Below are 21859 nucleotides of genomic sequence, written 5' to 3'. Positions count from 1 at the left end.
CGGGGGTGAAAACAGCGCAATTAACCGTGGCGACGTTCGAAGTCAATCATGAAATCGGTCAGGGCCTTAACGCCTTCCAGCGGCATGGCGTTATAGATAGAGGCGCGCATGCCGCCCACCACACGGTGGCCTTTCAGCGCATGCAGACCTGCGGCGAAGGACTCTTCCAGGAAAACTTTATCCAGGTTGCTGTCCGCCAGCTGGAACGGCACGTTCATGCGGGAACGGTTGGCTTTCGCCACATCGTTACGATAGAAATCACTCTTATCAATCACGCCGTACAGCAGCTCAGCTTTCTGCTGATTGATCTTATCCATCTGCGCCACGCCACCGTTTTGCTTCAGCCATTTGAAGACCAGGCCGGAGAGATACCAGGCAAAGGTCGGCGGGGTGTTGAACATGGAGTCGTTATCGTTCAGCACGGTGTAATCGAGAATCGACGGGCAGGATTTATGCGCTTTACCCAGCAGATCGTCACGCACGATGACGATAGTCAGTCCTGCAGGGCCGATATTTTTCTGCGCACCCGCATAGATGACACCGTAGCGGCTGACGTCAATCGGCGCAGAGAGAATGGTAGAGGAGAAGTCAGCGGCAACCACCACGTCTTTACCGAAGTTCGGCGTCTCGTCGATGGCAATCCCGTCGATGGTTTCGTTCGGGCAGTAGTGCAGATACGCGGCGTTGTCAGAGAGCTGCCACTCGCTCATCGGCTTCACGGCACGAAGGCCATCAACGGTTACTTTGGCGTCGATGACGTTTGGCGTGCAATATTTATGCGCCTCTTTCACCGCGCTGGCAGCCCAGTAACCAGCGTCAACATAGTCTGCCGTGGTTTTGTCGCCCAGAATATTCAGCGGTACGCCAGCAAACTGGCCGCGTCCACCACCGTGGCAGAACAATACTTTGTAGTTCGAGGGAATGTTCAGCAGATCGCGAAAATCCTTTTCTGCCTCTTCCGCCACCTGAATAAATTCTTTACCACGGTGGCTGATTTCCATCACCGACGTACCCAGACCGTTCCAGTCACAAAGTTCCTGTTGAGCCTGTTTAAGCACGTCTGCCGGTAACATTGCCGGACCTGAACTGAAATTAAAGACTTGAGCCATTTCCCCTCACCACGCTAAAAGCCATAAGTTATAACTGTGGATATCGGTTTTATCATTCAGTGACACGCGCCGCAATGTCTAAAACTTATGACCGGTGAAATGTGCCCGTCGTCACACAATACAATCTGCCGCCTCGTTGTCACAAAACCGACAAAATGGCTGTCAGATAAGGCGTTTGGCCCGGCTAACCTTCGTCCATTCCGGATTTGTACAGCGGGGGCATAATTGATGATCGCCCACCTGCATGGAGACGACATGGCTGCATCTTACACAGGCATACTCGCCGGACTCCGGCACTGTCTTAAACCGTTCGATCAACATATCCGGCAGAATACACAACCCCGGCTTCACCTCGTCGTCGGGATAGTAATACACACTGATTTGCCCATTGGTTTCCATTATCGCCAGACGCACCTGCCCAAGCTGTTCCACGCTATTCAGACGCAGCTCCATGAAGAACTCAAATTCGGTCATATTGGCGCTTTGAACATTTTCCCAGGCCAACTGTCCATCCTCAACGATAACGACGGGCTTCCCTTCAAGCATGTCTTCCAGCTTTTCGCTTTTCGACATCAGCCACATGACCAGCCGGTAAAGCAGCGCCAGCGTGACGAAGACAATAAACACCGGCACCATTGGTACATCATCATAAAAAGCGACATCCCCCGCCGCTGAGCCCAGCGTCAGAATGATCAACACTTCAAACAGCGACATCTGCCGCACACCGCGCCGACCAGTGATTTTAAGAAACAGAAAGACCAGGACGAAGGTATACAGGCTACGCAGCGCCACTTCGCCTAAAAATTCGGGTGGGACTTTATCAAACGCCATCCTCTGGAGATCGAATGCTTTCATTTTTCTATGCCTTAACAGTCAGTTACTGACAGTAAGCATAGCCCAGTCTTTTATTTTCGCCGGAGATAGCACCTGTCACGCAAAACCCGTATCATTGCGCGCTTTACGTACGATAAAAGTGAACGCCATGACTCAAACGTTTATCCCCGGCAAAGACGCCGCTCTGGAAGATTCCATCGCTCGCTTCCAGCAGAAACTGACCGACCAGGGCTTTAATATCGAAGAAGCCTCCTGGCTCAATCCAGTGCCTCACGTCTGGTCCGTGCATATTCGCGATAAAGACTGTGCACTGTGCTTTACCAACGGTAAAGGCGCGACGAAAAAAGCGGCGCTGGCTTCTGCGCTGGGTGAGTATTTTGAACGTCTGTCGACCAACTACTTCTTCGCCGATTTCTGGCTGGGTGAAACCATCGCTAACGGCCCGTTCGTTCACTATCCCAATGAAAAATGGTTCCCGCTGACCGAAGACGATGAACTGCCGGAAGGTATTCTCGATGCGCGCCTGCGTGCGTTCTACGATCCGGAAAATGAACTGACCGCCAGCATGCTGATCGATCTGCAGTCGGGTAATGAAGAGCGTGGGATCTGCGCCCTGCCGTTCACCCGTCAGTCTGATGAACAGACCGTTTACATCCCGATGAACATTGTCGGTAACCTGTATGTGTCTAACGGCATGTCCGCCGGTAACACCCGCAATGAAGCGCGTGTGCAGGGGCTGTCAGAAGTGTTTGAGCGCCACATTAAAAACCGCATCATTGCTGAATCCATCAGTCTGCCTGAAATTCCGGCCGACGTGCTGGCGCGCTATCCGGGCGTGGTGGAATCCATTGCTAAGCTGGAGGCAGAAGGCTTCCCTATCTTTGCTTATGATGGCTCGCTGGGCGGTAAATATCCGGTTATCTGCGTTGTGCTGTTTAACCCGACGAACGGCACCTGCTTCGCCTCCTTCGGCGCGCATCCTGACTTTGGCGTGGCGCTGGAGCGTACCGTCACCGAGCTGCTGCAGGGCCGTAGCCTGAAAGATCTCGATGTATTTACTCCACCAACCTTTGACGACGAAGAAGTGGCCGAGCATACCAACCTCGAAACCCACTTCATCGACTCCAGCGGTTTGATCTCCTGGGACATGTTCAAGCAGGACGCAGACTATCCATTCGTCGACTGGAGCTTTGCCGGTACGACCGAAGAAGAGTTCGCTACCCTGATGGCCATCTTCAACGCGGAAGATAAAGAAGTCTACATTGCTGACTACGAACACCTGGGTGTTTACGCCTGCCGTATTCTGGTGCCGGGCATGTCCGATATCTATCCGGCTGAAGATCTGTGGCTGGCGAACAACAGCATGGGTGCGCACCTGCGTGAAACGCTGCTGGCCCTGCCGGGCAGCGAGTGGGAAAAAGAGGATTATCTGAACCTGATCGCCCAGCTGGACGACGAAGGCCATGATGACTTCACGCGCGTACGTGAGCTGCTGGGTCTGGCTACCGGCAAAGACAACGGCTGGTATACCCTGCGCATCGGCGAGCTGAAAGCGATGCTGGCGCTGGCTGGCGGCGATCTGGATCAGGCCCTGGCCTGGACCGAGTGGACCATGGAATTCAACCAGTCAGTGTTCTCTGCCGAGCGCACCAACTACTACCGCTGCCTGCAAACCCTCCTGCTTCTTGCGCAGGAAGAGGATCGTGAGCCACTGCAGTACCTGAACGCCTTCGTGCGCATGTACGGTGCCGAGGCGGTAGAAGCCGCCAGCGCGGCCCTGAGCGGCGAAGCGCCATTCTACGGACTGCAGGCGGTAGACAGCGATCTGAAAGCCTTCCCTGCGCATCAGTCGCTGTTGAAGGCCTATGAAAAACTGCAGAAAGCAAAAGCCGCTTACTGGTCAAAATAAGCGCATATAACATTATCAGCAGTAGGCGTATTTAATCGTCTGGGCTATATTACGGGGCAATTTCATTGCCCCGTTTTTTATTTTTTTCGGCAATGAACGTTGGATGTAATAATAAAGTTAAATATGGGTAAATATAATAATATTTACCTGGGCTTTACTGTTACTTTTTATGGCAAATACTCCATATTAATTAACTGTTCCAGAGGTGGCCGACCGAAAAAATTCAACTCTTTTCATAACTTTTAAAATTTATTTTTATATTGATAATCAAAAACTTACACCGCATTTGTCGTAAAACCATACACACTGCGGGCCTATAAGCCAGGCGAGATATGATCTATATCAATTTCTCTTCTATAATGCTTTGTTAGTATCTCGTCGCCGACTTAATAAAGAGAGAGTTAGTGTGAAAGCTGACAACCCTTTTGATCTTTTACTCCCTGCTGCGATGGCCAAAGTTGCCGAAGAAGCGGGTGTCTATAAAGCAACGAAACACCCGATGAAGACGTTCTATCTGGCGATCACGGCCGGTGTGTTCATCTCAATCGCGTTCGTCTTCTACATCACTGCCACCACCGGTACTGCCGCGATGCCTTACGGCATGGCCAAACTGATTGGCGGCATTTGCTTCTCACTGGGTCTGATTCTGTGCGTTATCTGCGGCGCCGACCTCTTCACCTCAACGGTGCTGATTGTCGTAGCAAAAGCCAGCGGAAGAATTACCTGGGGTCAACTGGCGCGCAACTGGCTTAACGTCTATGTTGGTAACCTGATTGGCTGTCTGCTCTTTGTTTTGTTGATGTGGCTCTCTGGCGAGTATATGACCGCCAACGGCGGCTGGGGACTGAACGTCCTGCAGACCGCGGACCACAAAATGCACCACACATTTATCGAAGCGGTTGCACTTGGCATCCTCGCGAACCTGATGGTCTGTCTGGCGGTATGGATGAGCTACTCTGGTCGTAGCCTGATGGACAAAGCCATGATTATGGTTCTGCCGGTTGCGATGTTTGTTGCCAGCGGCTTCGAGCACAGTATTGCGAACATGTTTATGATCCCAATGGGTATTGTAATCCGCAACTTTGCGAGCCCGGAGTTCTGGACCGCAGTTGGTTCAACCCCGGAAAGTTTCTCTCACCTGACTATTATGAATTTCATTACTGATAACCTGATCCCTGTCACTCTCGGGAACATTATCGGTGGGGGTCTGTTAGTTGGGTTGACATACTGGGTCATTTACCTGCGTGGCGACGATCATCATTGATGGTTATCTCAGGCAGTAAATAAAAAATCCACTTAAGAAGGTAGGTGTTACATGTCCGAGCTTAATGAAAAGTTAGCCACAGCCTGGGAAGGTTTTGCGAAAGGTGACTGGCAGAATGAAGTAAACGTACGTGACTTCATTCAGAAAAACTATACCCCGTATGAAGGTGACGAATCCTTCCTGGCTGGCGCAACTGACGCGACAACCAAGCTGTGGGACAGCGTAATGGAAGGCGTAAAACTGGAAAACCGCACTCACGCGCCAGTTGATTTTGACACCTCCGTTGCTTCCACCATCACTTCTCACGATGCTGGCTACATCAACAAAGCCCTTGAGAAAATCGTTGGTCTGCAGACTGAAGCACCACTGAAACGTGCGATCATCCCGTTCGGTGGTATCAAAATGGTTGAAGGTTCCTGCAAAGCGTACAACCGCGAGCTGGACCCAATGCTGAAAAAAATCTTCACCGAATACCGCAAAACCCACAACCAGGGTGTATTCGATGTTTACACCAAAGACATTCTGAACTGCCGTAAATCTGGCGTTCTGACTGGCCTGCCAGATGCCTACGGCCGTGGTCGTATCATCGGTGACTACCGTCGCGTTGCGCTGTACGGTATCGACTTCCTGATGAAAGACAAATACGCGCAGTTCGTTTCCCTGCAGTCCGATCTGGAAAACGGCGTAAACCTGGAAGCGACTATCCGTCTGCGTGAAGAGATCGCTGAACAGCACCGTGCGCTGGGTCAGATCAAAGAGATGGCTGCTAAATATGGCTGCGATATCTCTGGTCCTGCAACTAACGCTCAGGAAGCTATCCAGTGGACCTACTTCGGCTACCTGGCCGCCGTTAAGTCTCAGAACGGTGCAGCAATGTCCTTCGGTCGCGTATCCACCTTCCTGGATGCGTACATCGAACGTGACCTGAAAGCAGGTAAAATCACCGAGCAAGACGCTCAGGAAATGATTGACCACCTGGTCATGAAACTGCGTATGGTTCGCTTCCTGCGTACTCCTGAGTATGATGAACTGTTCTCTGGTGACCCAATCTGGGCAACCGAATCTATCGGTGGTATGGGCGTAGATGGCCGTACTCTGGTTACCAAAAACAGCTTCCGCTTCCTGAACACCCTGTACACCATGGGTCCTTCTCCGGAGCCAAACATCACCGTTCTGTGGTCTGAAAAACTGCCTCTGAACTTCAAGAAATTCGCCGCTAAAGTGTCCATCGACACCTCTTCTCTGCAGTATGAGAACGATGACCTGATGCGTCCGGACTTCAACAACGACGACTACGCTATCGCATGCTGCGTGAGCCCAATGGTTGTTGGTAAACAAATGCAGTTCTTCGGTGCGCGTGCAAACCTGGCGAAAACCATGCTGTACGCTATCAACGGCGGCGTTGATGAAAAACTGAAAATGCAGGTTGGTCCTAAGTCTGAACCAATCAAAGGCGATGTGCTGAACTATGACGAAGTCATGGAACGCATGGATCACTTCATGGACTGGCTGGCGAAACAGTACGTTACTGCACTGAACGTTATCCACTACATGCATGACAAATACAGCTACGAAGCTTCGCTGATGGCGCTGCATGACCGTGACGTTATCCGTACCATGGCGTGTGGTATCGCAGGTCTGTCCGTTGCTGCTGACTCCCTGTCTGCAATCAAATATGCAAAAGTTAAACCAATTCGTGACGAAGACGGTCTGGCTATCGACTTCGAAATCGAAGGCGAATACCCGCAGTTTGGTAACAACGACGCTCGCGTTGATGACATGGCGGTTGACCTGGTTGAACGTTTCATGAAGAAAATTCAGAAACTGACCACCTACCGTAACGCTATCCCGACTCAGTCTGTTCTGACCATCACCTCTAACGTTGTGTATGGTAAGAAAACCGGTAACACTCCAGACGGTCGTCGTGCTGGCGCGCCATTTGGCCCAGGTGCTAACCCAATGCACGGTCGTGACCAGAAAGGTGCTGTTGCCTCTCTGACCTCCGTTGCTAAACTGCCGTTTGCTTACGCGAAAGATGGTATCTCTTACACCTTCTCTATCGTGCCAAACGCGCTGGGTAAAGACGACGAAGTGCGTAAAACCAACCTCGCGGGTCTGATGGATGGTTACTTCCACCACGAAGCGTCCATCGAAGGTGGTCAGCACCTGAACGTGAACGTCATGAACCGTGAAATGCTGCTCGACGCGATGGAACACCCTGAGAAATATCCTCAGCTGACCATCCGTGTATCTGGATACGCAGTACGTTTTAACTCCCTGACGAAAGAACAGCAGCAGGACGTTATCACCCGTACTTTCACTCAGTCCATGTAACTGGAATTGACTGAAATCACGCGTTAAAAAGCGTACAATAAAGGCTCCACGTCAGTGGGGCCTTTTTCTTCCACACCCCAGTCTCTTTTGGCCGCTATCTATACTGAATGGATAACAGCCAAAACAGACTCGACATAGCCTTTGAGCTGTGCATCTACACAGGCCCCTGGATGGGCCAAATTCGGAGATATCACCGCAATGTCAATTATTGGTCGCATTCACTCCTTTGAATCCTGTGGCACTGTTGATGGCCCGGGCATCCGTTTTATCACCTTTTTCCAGGGCTGCCTGATGCGCTGCCTGTACTGCCACAACCGTGATACATGGGATACGCACGGCGGCAAAGAAGTGACCGTTGAAGATCTAATGAAAGAGGTGGTGACTTACCGCCACTTTATGAACGCGTCCGGCGGGGGCGTCACCGCATCCGGTGGTGAAGCCATTCTTCAGGCGGAATTTGTGCGCGACTGGTTCCGTGCCTGCCACAAAGAAGGCATACACACCTGCCTCGACACGAACGGGTTTGTGCGCCGCTACGATCCGGTCATCGATGAATTGCTTCAAGTCACCGATCTGGTCATGCTCGATCTCAAACAGATGAATGATGAGATCCACCAGAACCTGGTTGGCGTGTCCAATCACCGTACGCTGGAGTTCGCCAAATATATTTCAGCCAAGGGTATCAAAACCTGGATCCGCTATGTCGTCGTTCCTGGCTGGTCTGATGATGATGATTCCGCACATCGCCTGGGCGAATTTACCCGCGATATGGGCAACGTTGAGAAAATTGAGCTTCTGCCCTACCACGAACTGGGTAAACACAAATGGGTGGCGATGGGCGAAGAATATAAACTTGATGGCGTTAAGCCGCCGAAGAAAGAGACGATGGAGCGCGTGAAAGGTATTCTGGAACAATACGGACACAAGGTCATGTATTAAAAAAGAGGCCCGGTGATAACCGGGCCTCTTTGTATTTATTTAAAGACGCCGTTAATTACGGAAGTCACAATCGCAGTACTCAGCGCGACCAGAACCAGATCGTCACCGACCACACGCCATTCATAGCCAGGATAGGAAGGAAGCTGGCCCAGCATGGAGGCTGGCACGGTTTTCTTCGCAATACCTGGAGGCAGTGGTTTACCACGTGCGAGGTTTTTAGCAATGCCCGGAGGCAGTGATTCATACCCCGTTAATCCATAGTTCAATGCCAGATGACGAGCATGATCGAAGCTCACGCGGGCGTCGACATCATCACTGACGCTTTTATTCGATTTACCCGGGTTATCCTGACCACTTTTTTTATTGCCATGGGTATCGGACTTACCGTTGCCATGATTGCCGGAATTCCCGTTGCCGTGATTACCGCCATTACCTTGTCCGCCACTGTTACCGTGACCACCACCGCCATTCCCGTTTCCAGGGTTAGCCATGACAGGCGCTGTAGCAAACGTTAAAGACAACACTACTGCCAGTGCGGTAGTGGTTAAACGACGTGTAGCCATGATTGCTGCCTTTTAGTGTTAGAACTCACCTGAATTATCGCCTGGCGCGATAAACAAACAATGCGTAAAATTCCTATATGTGATGGGGATAAAAAAGCCAGTCAATGACTGGCTTTTAATTCATCAGGCATGTGCCACTGGCGTGGGATGCTCGCCCGCTTTTCGCAGTAACATTAAGAGATAAATAAACGACACGCTGGCAATCATGATAAACAACAAATTGTCGGAATAATTCTGCATCAGCATCGCGGTAAATGTCGGCCCCAGCAAACTGCCAATGGTATAGCTTAAAAGCAACGCCTGGTTCATCGCCACCAGCTGGTGATGTTCAACTTTTTCACAGGCCCACGCCATCGCGACCGGATAAAGAGTGAAACCTGCCGCCCCCAGAATAAACAGCGCAGGCGCCATCGCGGCATTACTGAGCATGGCAAGGCAGCCCATAATCACCACGAAGACCTGGACGCGCAACACCAGCAGGCGCCCAAAACGGTCTGCCAGACGGCCAATCGGCCACTGTCCGACGATGCCCGCGCTGACCATTACCGCCATCCAGAAGCCGATCCCGGAATCACTGACGCCCTGGTGGTTCAGATAGAGCGGCATCAAGCCATAAAGTGAACCCAGCACAATCCCGGAGATGATGCAGCCGTTCACGCCCAAACGCGCCTGACGCAGTCTCAGCATCGGCCAGACGTGGGTCGCTTCCTGATGTTCACTGTTCTGATTCACAATGCGTGTAAAGAGCAGCGGCAGGATCGCCGCCAGCACCATGCCCGTGACCCACGGCAGAACGCTCATCAGGTTGGTCGGCAGTTTGCTGACCATCAATTGCCCAAGCACGGTTCCGACGTAATAGACCATCATATACGCTGCCAGCAGACGTCCCCGGTTGCGTGAGGTACCGCTGCACATCAACGCACTTTCGACCACAACCCAAATCATCGCGCAGCCTACGCCAGCAATAAAGCGCCATGCCATCCAGCTCCAGAAGCCGACCATCAGGCCCAGCCCGGCACATCCGGCAGCGAAAATCAGCGAGGCCAGATAATAGCTGCGGTTAAAGCCAACGCGCTTAATCAGACTTCCCGTCATCAGGGTGCCCAGCAGGTTCCCCGTGAAAAAGGACGAGCTGACCATACCCACCTGCCAGGTCGGTAAGTTTTCATGGGCGAGCCATAGCGGGACGAGCGTATTTAACACTGCGATCGCCAGGGTCAGCAGAAGCAGGCCACAGAGCAACAGAAGCACTGGCCGGGTATAGGTGGTCATGGATTAAAAACCGTGAGGAAGTTCAGATTTCGTGCGCATCATGCCACTGGCAAAAACAAAGTCAATCCACCGATTCAGGCGTGACGCACGATATGTGCCATGTCGATTTAAAAAACTCATCCTGCTAATGTAAAGCCTGCTATAGATATTAATTATCTATTTGTTTTTATTTATTTCAGGGAATTTTTATTACGAAACATCAGTCGAAAAATTTCATGAATGAAAAAAGAAAAGCCGGGCGCTATGTCCCGGCTTTTTATAACAAAAAATAAAATCAGCTGGCGATAGCCATACCAACGGTCATATGCAGACCGTAAAACACACCGCGCCCAATCAACTCCCCTGCCAGCACCAGCACAAAGGCCAGCGACAACAGCGGTAGCGCAGGCTGATAACCTTTAAGCTGAGGAGCAATCCAGAATACCAACGCCGCCACCAGCAGGACGACACGCCAGGCCATCAGAGAACCGTAATCTGGCACCAGGGCTGAGGCCTGCTGAATGGAGCTGTGAATGGTTGCCAACTCAGCGCCCTGCATCAGGGCAACCATTGCGCTGACTACCAGCGCCAGCAGCGAAACGGCTGGCAGAAGGCGCATCGCCCAGCCGTCCACACCCGCCACGCGCAGCAGCAGGTAGCCCAGCAGCGGCCCACCGATAAACATCGTCAGGAAGAAACTCAGTGGCGTCCAGACGCTATACCAGGTGGGAACGGTATCGATAGTGTTGTAAACCCGCACCATCATCCACACGAAGACCACACCCAGCACCATCGTGACCACCAGCCACACGTTGCGCAGCCCCGCAGGAAGCTTTTTCAGGGCTGCCAGCAGCCAACCTAGCCCGCCGACAGCAAAGAAGATCGCCCCGCTGGCAATTTCGTTACTGAGCGAAGACGCCCCCACGCGATTGAGCGAGTTGAACGCGCGCATTGGCGAGCCGAGGTGCAGCGTAGAGGCAATAAAACCGATCCCCATCAGCACCCACAGTCCAAACATACTCAGCACCACACGCTGCTGCTGTTCAGCCTTCAGATCGCCTTTCATTAACGCCAGGGCAAGCACAATAAAGCCGCCCACCACACACTGCCCAAAGACCGTGAAGATCATCAGCGGCCATTCATGCCATCCACTTCCCATCTCACACCTCCTTCGGGTTTGCCAGGTAGCCGGTGGTATCTCCCGTGGGGCGGCTGTTGGCGTTAGGTTTAATCACAATGCTCGGCTTCGTGAAGTGCGCGGACGGCAGCGGCGCGACGGCCGCAAGCTGGCCGTGTTTTTTACGCAGCTCGTCAATCGGACCGAAGTCCAGCGCCCGCAGCGGACAGGACTCCACGCAAATCGGCTTTTTGCCGTCGGCGACGCGGTCGTGGCAGCCGTCGCACTTGGTCATGTGGCCTTTCGCGGCGTTGTACTGCGGCGCACCGTACGGACAGGCCATATGGCAGTAGCGGCAGCCAATGCAGACATCCTCATCCACCACCACAAACCCGTCGTCACGCTTGTGCATCGCCCCGCTCGGACATACTTTGGTGCAGGCCGGATCTTCACAGTGGTTACAGGCAATCGACAGGTAATAGGCAAAGACGTTCTGATGCCAGACGCCGTTATCCTCCTGCCAGTCGCCGCCTGCGTATTCGTAGATCCGGCGGAAGCTGACGTCCGGGGTCAGGTCTTTGTAATCCTTGCAGGCCAGCTCGCAGGTTTTGCACCCGGTGCAACGGCTGGAATCAATAAAAAATCCATACTGGGTTGTCATCGGTTACTCCTTACACCTTCTCAACCTGAACAAGGTTTGTGTGGGACGGGTTGCCTTTCGCCAGTGGCGACGGGCGCTGCGTGGTCAGTACGTTAATACTGCCCGCCTGGTCGATGCGGTTTGCATCCGGGCTGTACCAGGCGCCCTCTCCCAGCGCGACAACGCCAGGCATCATGCGCGGCGTCACTTTGGCTTCAATATGCACCTCCCCACGACCGTTAAAGATACGCACGCGATCGCCATTGCTAATGCCGCGCGCTTTCGCATCCATCGGGTTTATCCACATCTCCTGGCGGCAGGCGGCTTTCAGCACATCAACGTTGCCGTAGGTGGAGTGAACACGCGCTTTATAGTGGAAACCGGTCAGTTGCAGCGGGAATTTCGCGGTCAGCGGATCGTTATAGTTTTCAAACCCTGGCGTGTAGATCGGCAGTGGATCGATAACATCCCCTTCCGGCAATTCCCAGGTCGCGGCAATGTTCGCCAGCGCTTCGGAGTAAATCTCGATTTTGCCCGATGGCGTGGTCAGCGGATTCGCCTGCGGATCGTCGCGGAAGGCTTTGTACGCCACGTGATGCCCTTGCGGATCGCGCTGTTTATAGATGCCCTGCTTGCGGAAGGTATCGAAGTCCGGCAGGTCAGGGATCGCTTTACGGGAAAGTTCATGCAAATGACGCATCCACTCTTCCTGAGTACGGCCCTCGGTGAACTGTTGTTCGACGCCAAGACGTTTCGCCAGCTCAGAGGTCATCTCATAGATGGTTTTGCACTCGAAGCGCGGTTTAATCGCCTGGTCGGTAAAGATCACGTAGGACATGTTGCCGCAGGAGGCATCCAGCGCGAAATCCATCTGCTCAGAGGCGGTGCAATCCGGCAGCAGAATATCCGCATATTTCGCCGATGAGGTCATGTGGCAGTCGATCACCACAATCATCTCGCACTTCTTGTCATCCTGCAGGATTTCATGGGTGCGGTTGATTTCTGAGTGCTGGTTAATAAGACAGTTACCGGCGTAGTTCCAGATCATCTTGATCGGCACATCCAGCTTGTCTTTACCCCGTACGCCATCGCGCAGGGCGGTCATCTCCGGGCCACGCTCAATGGCGTCGGTCCACATAAACATGGAGATGCTGGTCTGAACCGGGTTTTCCAGGGTTGGCATCCGTTCAAACGGCAGCGAATACGAACCTTCACGCGCGCCGGTATTCCCACCGTGAATACCCACGTTACCGGTCAGAATGGAGAGCATGGAAATAGCACGGGTGGCGATTTCGCCATTCGCGTGGCGCTGCGGCCCCCAGCCCTGGCTGATATAGGCCGGTTTCGCTGAACCGATTTCACGCGCCAGCTGGACAATACGTTCCGCCGGTATCCCGGTGATGGTGGATGCCCACTCCGGGGTCTTCGCCACGCCGTCACTGCCCTGGCCCAGAATATACGCCTTGTAATGCCCGTTGGCAGGTGCACTGGCGGGCAGGGTTTTCTCGTCATAGCCGACACAGTATTTATCGAGGAACGGCTGATCGACAAGGTTCTCGGTAATCATGACCCACGCCAGCGCGCTGACCAGTGCCGCATCGGTACCCGGACGAATAGGGATCCACTCATCTTCCCGGCCTGCGCCTGTATCGGTATAACGCGGATCGATAATGATCATACGGGCGTTAGATTTGGCACGAGCCTGCTCGAGAAAATAGGTTACCCCACCGCCGCTCATGCGCGTTTCACCGGGGTTGTTTCCGAAGAGCACCACCAGTTTACTGTTTTCGATATCGGAGGGACTGTTACCGTCTGCCCAGCCACCGTAGGTGTAGTTCAGGCCTGCAGCAATCTGCGCAGAAGAGTAATCGCCGTAGTGATTGAGATAACCGCCGCAGCAGTTCATCAGACGCGCCACCAGCGTTTTGCCTGGTGGCCATGAGCGGGTCAGCGTTCCCCCGAGCGTTCCGGTGCCATAGTTCAGGTAGATGGATTCGTTGCCGTACTCTTTTATCAGACGCTGCATATTGCTGGCGATGATCTCGTAGGCTTCATCCCAGCTGATGCGCTCGAACTTCCCTTCCCCGCGCTTACCGACGCGTTTCATCGGGTACTTCAGACGGTCCGGGTTATAGACCCGGCGTCGCATTGAGCGGCCACGCAGACAGGCGCGAACCTGATGCAAGCCGTCGTAGTTATCGTCACCGGTATTGTCAGTTTCGACGTATTTAATTTCGCCATCCACCACATGCATCCGTAATGGACAACGGCTACCACAGTTTACGGTACAGGCACTCCACACCACATTTTCCGGGGCTGTAGCCGGGGACAATGCATCCGCCGCCGACGCCAGTCGGGTAAAAGGGAGAGTGAAGGCACTGCTGGCAACGGCGAGACCGCCAATTGCCGTGGTTTTCATCAACCCACGGCGAGTGACCTCGGCAGCCATTAACGCTTCAGGCGCTTTGATTTTCATAAAGACTCACTTTGGTTGCTCACAAAGAATAAGGGGCGGAATTAACCGCGATATCGTTTTATAGATAACGAGCTAATGCGTTATGCGTGTTTTATGCTGGCTTTCATTCGGAGGAGTATTACTACTTTAGAGGGAGGGGGTATTGCGTCGTATCAAACCGAGGGTATAAAAAAAGCGCCAAAAGGCGCTTTTTTGTTGTAAGGCAAAGAATTAGCCGATGTACTGCTGGCCTTTCATGTATGGGCGCAGCACTTCAGGGATCTCAATACGTCCGTCTGCCTGCTGATAGTTTTCCAGCACGGCAACCAGCGTACGGCCAACAGCCAGACCAGAGCCGTTCAAGGTATGCACCAGACGGGTTTTCTTGTCGGACTTGCTGCGGCAGCGTGCCTGCATACGACGCGCCTGGAAATCCCAGACGTTAGAGCAGGAGGAGATTTCACGGTAGGTGTTCTGCGCAGGTACCCACACTTCCAGATCGAAGGTTTTGCAGGCGCCAAAGCCCATATCACCGGTGCACAGCGCCATACGACGGTACGGCAGGCCGAGCAGCTCCAACACTTTCTCCGCGTGGCCGGTCATCTCTTCCAGCGCGTCCATGGACTCTTCCGGACGAACGATCTGAACCATCTCAACTTTATCGAACTGGTGCATACGGATCAGACCACGCGTGTCACGGCCGTAAGAGCCTGCTTCAGAGCGGAAGCACGGAGAGTGCGCCGTCAGTTTGATTGGCAGGTCGTCTTCGTCGATGATCTCATCACGCACGAGGTTGGTCAGCGGCACTTCCGCGGTTGGGATCAGCGCGTAGTTGCTGCTGTCGGCTTCCTCGTCCAGCGGACGGGTGTGGAACAGGTCGCCTGCAAATTTCGGCAGTTGTCCGGTACCGTACAGGGTATCGTGGTTAACCAGATACGGAACGTAGGTTTCGCTGTAACCGTGCTGCTCAGTGTGCAGATCCAGCATGAACTGTGCCAGCGCACGGTGCAGATGGGCAATCTGACCTTTCATCACTACGAAGCGAGAACCAGTCAGCTTCACGGCTGCCGCAAAGTCCAGGCCCGCGTGCATTTCGCCCAGAGTAACGTGATCGCGAACCTCGAAGTCGAATTCGCGAGGTGTCCCCCAGCGTTTCACTTCAACGTTGTCATTTTCGTCTTTACCGACAGGAACGCTGTCGTCAGGAATGTTCGGGATAGCCAGGGCGATATCACGAATTTCGGCCTGAAGAACATCCAGCTCAGCTTTCGCCTGGTCCAGCTCTTCACCCAGTTTGTTCACTTCCAGGCGTAATGGCTCAATGTCTTCCCCGCGCGCTTTCGCCTGGCCGATGGACTTCGATCGAGAGTTACGCTCTGCCTGCAGATTTTCAGTTTGTACCTGCAGAACTTTACGACGCTCTTCAAGAGCGCGCAGCTTATCTACATCCAGCTTAAAGCCCCGGCGTGCCAGTTTTTCAGCGACTGCGTCTGGCTCATTACGCAGCAGATTGGGATCGAGCATGCTTATCCTGTGCTTATCGAATTAAAATAGGAAAAAGTGGCCACAGCCTGCGGCCACAGGGATACAATGCCAACATTACCGCAACGACTGAACTAACGGTAGCGTTTTATAGGGCTATTTTGATCCTGTCCGGCGAGCCAGGCGAGCTTTTCGCCAATCTTGCCTTCAAGACCTCTGTTTGTGGGGTGATAATAGCGGGTTTGTGCCATTTCCTGCGGGAAATACTCCTCCCCGGCCGCGTATGCATTGGGTTCATCGTGGGCGTAACGATACTCCTGCCCGTACCCCATCTCTTTCATCAGCTTCGTTGGCGCATTACGCAGATGCACCGGCACATCGTAGTCCGGTCGTTCACGTGCATCCGACATGGCCGCTTTGAACGCGGTATAGACGGCATTGCTTTTCGGCGCGCAGGCCAGATAGACAATCGCCTGAGCAATGGCACGCTCACCTTCTGCTGGCCCGACGCGGGTAAAGCAGTCCCAGGCCGAAAGCGCCACCTGCATGGCGCGCGGATCAGCATTGCCAACATCTTCTGAGGCAATCGCCAGACAGCGACGCGCCACGTACAACGGATCGCCACCGGCAGTGATAATGCGTGCGTACCAGTAAAGCGCGGCATCCGGCGCGCTGCCACGTACCGACTTATGCAGCGCCGAAATCAGATCGTAAAAGCGATCGCCTGTGTTATCAAAACGCGCGCTACGCTCACCGGCAATTTCGGTCAACAGTTCCGGTTTTAACACCCGTTTGCCGGCGTCGTCGACTTCGGCCATATCGGCCATCATTTCCAGGGTATTCAGCGCCCGCCGCGCATCGCCGTTGACCAGCTCAGCAATGGCCCGACGCGTGTCGTCTGGCAGGATAATATCCTGCCCGCCATAGCCGCGCGCTTTATCCTCCATCGCCTGAATGAGGACTTTTTCAATATCCTCGGTGGTCAGCGATTTGAGCAGGTAGACGCGCGCCCGGGAAAGCAGTGCCGAGTTGAGTTCAAACGACGGGTTTTCGGTGGTGGCACCGATGAAGAAGATGGTGCCGTCTTCGATGTGCGGAAGGAACGCATCCTGCTGACTTTTATTGAAGCGGTGGACTTCGTCCACAAAGAGGATGGTTCGTCGACCGGCGTTACGGTTCTGCCGCGCGCGCTCGATCGCCTCACGGATCTCCTTCACACCGGATGTGACGGCCGAGATGCGCTCAACGTCCGCGTTAGCGTAGCGGGCGATCACTTCAGCAAGCGTGGTTTTACCGGTACCGGGTGGTCCCCAGAGGATCATCGAGTGCAGATGCCCGGCCTCTATGGCTCGCGGCAACGGCTTCCCCGCAGCCAGCAGATGCTGCTGGCCGATATACTGTGCTAAATTTTCTGGCCGCATACGCGCGGCCAGAGGTTGAAACGCATTATCCGAAAAATCGAGCGACAGGTTGCCCACTCATGCCTCTTACTTACGTTGGTCGTCCACCGTTACGCCCTGCGGCGGGGTAAAGGTGAATTTTGATGCATCGACAGCGCCATTTTGCTGGGATTTGAGCTGATAGCTGCTGCGCTGATCGTCCTGCTCAACAGCGCCGAACTGATTGATGGTACCGTTGGAGCTCACATTAATAGTGAACTGCTTCAGGTTGCCGTTACTGCCTTTCGGCGTCAGGACAAACTCATCACCGTTCTGCTTAATATTATATTGCTGCCAGTCGCTGGCCTGGTTGCGGGCAATCAGCATAAAAGGCGTGTTGCTGGTCGCATCTTTCAGCCAGGTGGCGGTTGCCTGCTCAACAAACGGGTTGAAGAACCACAGGGTTTTACCGTCAGACACCAGGATGCTCTCATCCGGCTGAGTCATATGCCAGTTGAAAAGATTTGGGCGTTTTACCCACAGATCGCCCTGACCTTCCTGCACCGCATTACCGCTGCCGTCAGTCACTTTTTGCGTGAAGCTGGCGTGGAAGCTGCTCACTTTATCCAGGCGGCTTTTAAGGTCGCTGGCCGCATCAGCCCAGACGCTGCTGGCGACAAAACTGGTGAGTAATGCACAGGCGATTGCGATTTTTTTCATTGTTAATCCTTAAAATACGTCATCCCGAAATGGGGTTTCCGTTTTCTATTCTGGACCTGCCCGCAGGCAGGTGACAGAAGAAAATGCTTAAATTTGGCTGATTTACCCTTCTTTGCACACGCTGAAGATCAATCAAACGGCGGCGGAGCCAGCACCTCACGGTTACCATTATGCCCCTGCTCGCTGACAATGCCCTGGGCTTCCATCTGCTCGATGATGCGCGCCGCGCGGTTGTAGCCAATACGGAACTGACGCTGAACGCCGGAGATAGACGCTTTGCGTTTTTCGGTAACAAAATTAACCGCCTGGTCGAATAACGGATCCAGCTCTTCGCCGCCGTCAAAGCCACCGCCGCCACCTTCGCTTTCGCTGTCGGAGGTAATGCCGTCAACGTATTGTGGACGACCGCGCGCTTTCCAGTCCTGCACCACGGCATGCACTTCCTGGTCGCGAACAAATGCGCCGTGAACGCGCACCGGAGAGGTGGAGTTCGGGCCAGAGTACAGCATGTCCCCCATCCCCAGCAGCGATTCTGCACCGCCCTGATCAAGGATGGTACGCGAGTCAATTTTACTCGAGACGGTAAAGGCGATTCGGGTTGGAATGTTGGCTTTGATCAGACCCGTAATGACGTCCACGGAAGGACGCTGGGTCGCCAGTACAAGGTGAATACCGGCCGCACGCGCTTTCTGCGCCAGACGGGCAATCAACTCTTCCACTTTCTTACCGACGGTCATCATCAGGTCGGCGAACTCATCTACCAGCACGACGATGTAAGGCAGTTTTTCCAGCACCGGATGCTGGGCATCCATGCTATCACCCGGTTTCCAGTACGGATCCGGAATCGGGCGCCCCATCCGTGCCGCCTCGGCGATTTTCTCGTTATAACCGGCAAGGTTACGCACACCCAGAGCCGACATCAGCTTATAACGGCGCTCCATCTCGTTGACGCTCCAGCGCAGGGCGTTGGCTGCGTCTTTCATGTCGGTCACGACTTCCGTCAACAGATGCGGGATCCCCTCATAGACCGACAGTTCCAGCATTTTCGGGTCGATCATGATGAAACGCACATCTTCTGGCTGCGCTTTGTAGAGCATGCTGAGGATCATGGCGTTCACACCGACCGATTTACCGGAACCGGTCGTACCCGCCACCAGCAGGTGAGGCATTTTAGCCAGATCGGCAACCACCGGCTCACCCGCGATATCTTTACCCAGTACCACGGTGAGTGGTGAAGGGTTGTCGCGGAATTTGGTGTTATCCAGCACTTCACGCAGGTAAACGGTCTGACGTTTTTTGTTCGGCAGCTCAAGACCGACATAAGGTTTACCAGGAATAACTTCAACCACACGTACCGCAACGGTCGACAGGGAACGCGCCAGGTCACGGGACAGGTTTGAAATACGCGCGGCTTTAACGCCAGGCGCCAGGTTGAGTTCGAAACGGGTAATGACAGGGCCTGGAGAGTAGTTGACCACGTCCGCTTTAATGCGGAAGTCAGCCAGACGCGCTTCTACCAGACGGGCCATCTGCTCCAGCGCGAAGGTATCGACCGGCTCAACTTCTGCTGGCGGTGGCGTTAACAGATCCAGCGACGGCAGAGGCGTGCTCGGGCGTTGCAACGGACGACTGTCACCGTTACGCATCAGCAGCGGATGAATGAGACTTTCCTGCGGCTGTGCCGGAGGCTGCTGGAACTGCGGCTGTTGTGGCTGCTGTGGCTGCTGTGGCTGCGCATAAGGTTGCGGTGCAGGCTGCTGTGGCTGGGCGTACGCCTGTGGCGCAGGGGTCGGCTGCTGACGCACCGGCTCGGCTTCCGGCATGACGCTCGGCGTGAACAGCGGTTCGCTCGGACCCTCATCCACCAGATCTTTCATCGGTGAGAATTCAAAATCCGATAGCGAGAACGGATTCGCGCCAGCAGGCTGCTCGCCCGAATAGCGTTGCTGCTGAGTGGCCGCAAACTGGCGTGCTAATTCTGCCTCTGCGGCATCATCGTCGTCCGCCTGAGCAGGATGATCGTGCTGATACTCCTCTCCATAACGCTGGTGCTGCTGCGCGGCGAACTGACGCGCCAGTTCGTCCTGCTGCATTTCGTCAGCATCATCGTCGTAATCAGATTCACGGGCTTTCTCCTCAGCCATACGCTGGGAAGGCAGCTTAATGCCATAGGAGGCCAGCTCACGGCGGGTTGGCACACGCACGCGGTTAGGGCGCGGCAACTGCGGGCCAATTCCCTCTTTTACCTGAGGACGTGGCGTTCCACCTGCCGCCAGGCTAAAGACCGGTGCCGCAACGGATGCGGCGGTAGCGGCTTGCTTCACGCTCTCTGCCACCGGCGCAACCGCAGGCGTTGGATCAACTGGCGGTACGGAAACAGACGGCGTACTCACAACAGGCTCCTGCACCGGCTCGGGAACCGGCTGATACCATGCCGCCAGCTGCTCGCGCTCACGGGCACGGCGCTCTTCAACCTCTTCGAAATAGTACATAGGCGGACGAGACGGTTTCACCTCTTCCACCACCTCAGGTTCTGGTTGTGGCGCGACGTACGGCTCGGCAGGTTGAACTGGCTCAGGCACATACTCCTGATACGGTTGCGCGACGGGCTGCTCGTAGTGCGGATACCCCTGAGGCTCATGTACGGGCTCAGGCTGATAAGGCTGCTGCCACGGTTCCTGCTGGACCGGTGTATAGCTTTCTGGCTCTGGCGCGATAACCGGCTCTGGCGTATGAACGCCCGGCGCCGTTTGCCACTCTACCTGAGGCTGTTGAATCACGGACTCGGGAGCGGGAACCGGCGCAGACGGCATCACGGCTTCTGCCGGTGCTGCATAAGCCTGCGCGGCCGTGGTCGCGGCTGCCGCGGCAGCAACCGGTGCGGTAACAGAGTGACCGTTTAGCAGCGGGTCGTATTCGTCAAAATCGCCCGGCGTGGCACGGCTTCCGGAGAAGAGCACATCATCAGGATCGACGGCGGCACCGGCTGAACGGTACTCAACATGATCGTCCTCGTCCATACGTTTACCGGAGAAGAGCGCCGCATCGGTTTTACGACCCAGCGGGTTGGCAAATTTCTCGGCGACGCGCTGGCGACGCGCAAGCGCTCCGCGCAATATGCGTGCACGACGAGATTCACGACGCTGTACAGGCGCATCGTCTTCCTCTTCGTACTCGTCTTCATACTCATCTTCATCGACCCAGGTATCATCACGACGGGTGCGATTGCTGGCAAAGGTCAGAATGGTGAGGATAAAACTGCCGATCTTCTCGGCAATGCTCACCCACGACCAGCCGGTGAACAGCGTTAATCCTGCCGCCCAGATGCACAGCAATGCCAGGGTACCGCCGCTGCTGTGAAGCATAGGCTGCAGCGCAGAACTCAACAGACTGCCAATCACCCCGCCCGAGGCGAAATACCAGATATCATCAGCGTTGATGGCCGCCAGCCCGCAGGAGGTGAGGATCAGCGCCAGCGCGCCAATCAGGCGCAGCGAAACCGCGAAATAGTCGATGTAGTCGTCATTCTGACGATGGCGCCAGACAAACCAGCATCCGCCAATAATAATGACGGGAATGGTATAGGCCATCACACCGAAAATGAAAAACAGGGTGTCCGCAAGCCAGGCACCGGGAACGCCGCCTAAGTTATGGATAGGCTCATGCCATGCAGTTTGTGACCAGCTGGGATCTGAGGGGTTGAAACTGAGTAAGGCTGCCATCAGCCAGACGGCAAAAAGGGCAATAACGATCAGCAACGCCTCAAGGAGCCGACGTCCGCTGCTTAGCTTCGATAATGTGACTTCTTTGTCTTCAGTGTATTCCTGGCTCAAGAAAGGCTCTCCAGGTATCAGGCATATCCT

15 protein-coding genes are annotated in these 21859 nt (G+C 54.3%); 4 read left to right on the top strand and 11 right to left on the bottom strand.

The window, feature by feature from the left end; all coding sequences use genetic code 11:
• Positions 1 to 20 precede the first annotated feature (20 nt).
• Both serC and ACTJJI_RS03480 read right to left on the bottom strand, forming a co-directional pair.
• Positions 21 to 1109, bottom strand: coding sequence for a 3-phosphoserine/phosphohydroxythreonine transaminase (gene serC / locus ACTJJI_RS03485; RefSeq protein WP_028028021.1), 1089 nt, complete (start codon positions 1107 to 1109; stop codon positions 21 to 23).
• 162 nt (positions 1110 to 1271) lie between these two features.
• The gene (locus ACTJJI_RS03480) at positions 1272 to 1964 is read right to left on the bottom strand and encodes a DUF421 domain-containing protein (protein WP_440653062.1); all 693 of its coding nucleotides are present in this window, start codon (positions 1962 to 1964) and stop codon (positions 1272 to 1274) included.
• Positions 1965 to 2091: 127 nt separating this feature from the next.
• On the opposite strand from ACTJJI_RS03480, the gene ycaO reads away from it, so the two are divergent.
• The 4 genes from ycaO (at position 2092) to pflA (ending at position 8389) form a co-directional block, all read left to right on the top strand.
• A complete protein-coding gene (gene ycaO, locus ACTJJI_RS03475; protein ID WP_440653060.1) occupies positions 2092 to 3852 on the top strand; it encodes a 30S ribosomal protein S12 methylthiotransferase accessory factor YcaO in 1761 nt (586 codons plus the stop codon).
• A gap of 406 nt (positions 3853 to 4258) precedes the next feature.
• Positions 4259 to 5116, top strand: coding sequence for a formate transporter FocA (gene focA / locus ACTJJI_RS03470; RefSeq protein WP_440653058.1), 858 nt, complete (start codon positions 4259 to 4261; stop codon positions 5114 to 5116).
• 51 nt (positions 5117 to 5167) lie between these two features.
• Entirely contained in the window at positions 5168 to 7450 is a 2283-nt protein-coding gene (gene pflB / locus ACTJJI_RS03465) for a formate C-acetyltransferase (protein ID WP_014831282.1), read from the top strand.
• 198 nt (positions 7451 to 7648) lie between these two features.
• The gene (gene pflA, locus ACTJJI_RS03460; protein ID WP_440653055.1) at positions 7649 to 8389 is read left to right on the top strand and encodes a pyruvate formate lyase 1-activating protein; all 741 of its coding nucleotides are present in this window, start codon (positions 7649 to 7651) and stop codon (positions 8387 to 8389) included.
• 35 nt (positions 8390 to 8424) lie between these two features.
• Here the strand turns inward: pflA and ACTJJI_RS03455 are convergent, their stop codons facing one another.
• The 9 genes from ACTJJI_RS03455 to ACTJJI_RS03415 form a co-directional block, all read right to left on the bottom strand.
• The gene (locus ACTJJI_RS03455) at positions 8425 to 8952 is read right to left on the bottom strand and encodes an anti-virulence regulator CigR family protein (protein WP_043951591.1); all 528 of its coding nucleotides are present in this window, start codon (positions 8950 to 8952) and stop codon (positions 8425 to 8427) included.
• Positions 8953 to 9075: 123 nt separating this feature from the next.
• A complete protein-coding gene (locus ACTJJI_RS03450) occupies positions 9076 to 10224 on the bottom strand; it encodes an MFS transporter (protein WP_440653053.1) in 1149 nt (382 codons plus the stop codon).
• Positions 10225 to 10498: 274 nt separating this feature from the next.
• Complete coding sequence (locus tag ACTJJI_RS03445; RefSeq protein ID WP_047362276.1) at positions 10499 to 11362, bottom strand: dimethyl sulfoxide reductase anchor subunit family protein; 864 nt, start codon at positions 11360 to 11362, stop codon at positions 10499 to 10501.
• Between the two features lies 1 nt (position 11363).
• Positions 11364 to 11981: a dimethylsulfoxide reductase iron-sulfur subunit DmsB gene (dmsB, locus tag ACTJJI_RS03440; RefSeq protein ID WP_046888148.1), complete on the bottom strand. Its 618-nt coding sequence runs from the start codon at positions 11979 to 11981 to the stop codon at positions 11364 to 11366.
• Positions 11982 to 11991: 10 nt separating this feature from the next.
• Complete coding sequence (gene dmsA, locus ACTJJI_RS03435) at positions 11992 to 14436, bottom strand: dimethylsulfoxide reductase subunit A (RefSeq protein WP_368529617.1); 2445 nt, start codon at positions 14434 to 14436, stop codon at positions 11992 to 11994.
• 210 nt (positions 14437 to 14646) lie between these two features.
• Positions 14647 to 15939 (bottom strand): serine--tRNA ligase, encoded by a 1293-nt coding sequence (gene serS, locus ACTJJI_RS03430; protein ID WP_008499983.1) that lies wholly within the window; start codon positions 15937 to 15939, stop codon positions 14647 to 14649.
• A 92-nt stretch (positions 15940 to 16031) separates the two neighbouring features.
• Positions 16032 to 17375: a replication-associated recombination protein RarA gene (gene rarA / locus ACTJJI_RS03425; protein ID WP_440653050.1), complete on the bottom strand. Its 1344-nt coding sequence runs from the start codon at positions 17373 to 17375 to the stop codon at positions 16032 to 16034.
• 9 nt (positions 17376 to 17384) lie between these two features.
• On the bottom strand, positions 17385 to 17996 hold the full coding sequence (lolA, locus tag ACTJJI_RS03420; RefSeq protein WP_014831274.1) for an outer membrane lipoprotein chaperone LolA: 612 nt from the start codon (positions 17994 to 17996) through the stop codon (positions 17385 to 17387).
• Positions 17997 to 18124: 128 nt separating this feature from the next.
• Entirely contained in the window at positions 18125 to 21829 is a 3705-nt protein-coding gene (locus ACTJJI_RS03415; RefSeq protein WP_440653047.1) for a DNA translocase FtsK, read from the bottom strand.
• Positions 21830 to 21859: the final 30 nt, after the last annotated feature.

Origin of the sequence: Enterobacter sp. 22466 (genome assembly GCF_052044775.1) — a bacterium.
GTDB lineage: Bacteria > Pseudomonadota > Gammaproteobacteria > Enterobacterales > Enterobacteriaceae > Enterobacter > Enterobacter dissolvens.
The sequence above is the reverse complement of the archived record's forward strand: the minus strand, read 5'-3'. Positions and strand labels throughout refer to the sequence as shown.

Coding starts and splice junctions, on each gene's coding strand:
- serC (WP_028028021.1), bottom strand. CDS start 1,109: ATGGCTCAAGTCTTTAATTTCAGTTCAGGTCCGGCAATGTTACCGGCA.
- ACTJJI_RS03480 (WP_440653062.1), bottom strand. CDS start 1,964: ATGAAAGCATTCGATCTCCAGAGGATGGCGTTTGATAAAGTCCCACCC.
- ycaO (WP_440653060.1), top strand. CDS start 2,092: ATGACTCAAACGTTTATCCCCGGCAAAGACGCCGCTCTGGAAGATTCC.
- pflB (WP_014831282.1), top strand. CDS start 5,168: ATGTCCGAGCTTAATGAAAAGTTAGCCACAGCCTGGGAAGGTTTTGCG.
- pflA (WP_440653055.1), top strand. CDS start 7,649: ATGTCAATTATTGGTCGCATTCACTCCTTTGAATCCTGTGGCACTGTT.
- ACTJJI_RS03455 (WP_043951591.1), bottom strand. CDS start 8,952: ATGGCTACACGTCGTTTAACCACTACCGCACTGGCAGTAGTGTTGTCT.
- ACTJJI_RS03450 (WP_440653053.1), bottom strand. CDS start 10,224: ATGACCACCTATACCCGGCCAGTGCTTCTGTTGCTCTGTGGCCTGCTT.
- ACTJJI_RS03445 (WP_047362276.1), bottom strand. CDS start 11,362: ATGGGAAGTGGATGGCATGAATGGCCGCTGATGATCTTCACGGTCTTT.
- dmsB (WP_046888148.1), bottom strand. CDS start 11,981: ATGACAACCCAGTATGGATTTTTTATTGATTCCAGCCGTTGCACCGGG.
- dmsA (WP_368529617.1), bottom strand. CDS start 14,436: ATGAAAATCAAAGCGCCTGAAGCGTTAATGGCTGCCGAGGTCACTCGC.
- serS (WP_008499983.1), bottom strand. CDS start 15,939: ATGCTCGATCCCAATCTGCTGCGTAATGAGCCAGACGCAGTCGCTGAA.
- lolA (WP_014831274.1), bottom strand. CDS start 17,996: ATGAAAAAAATCGCAATCGCCTGTGCATTACTCACCAGTTTTGTCGCC.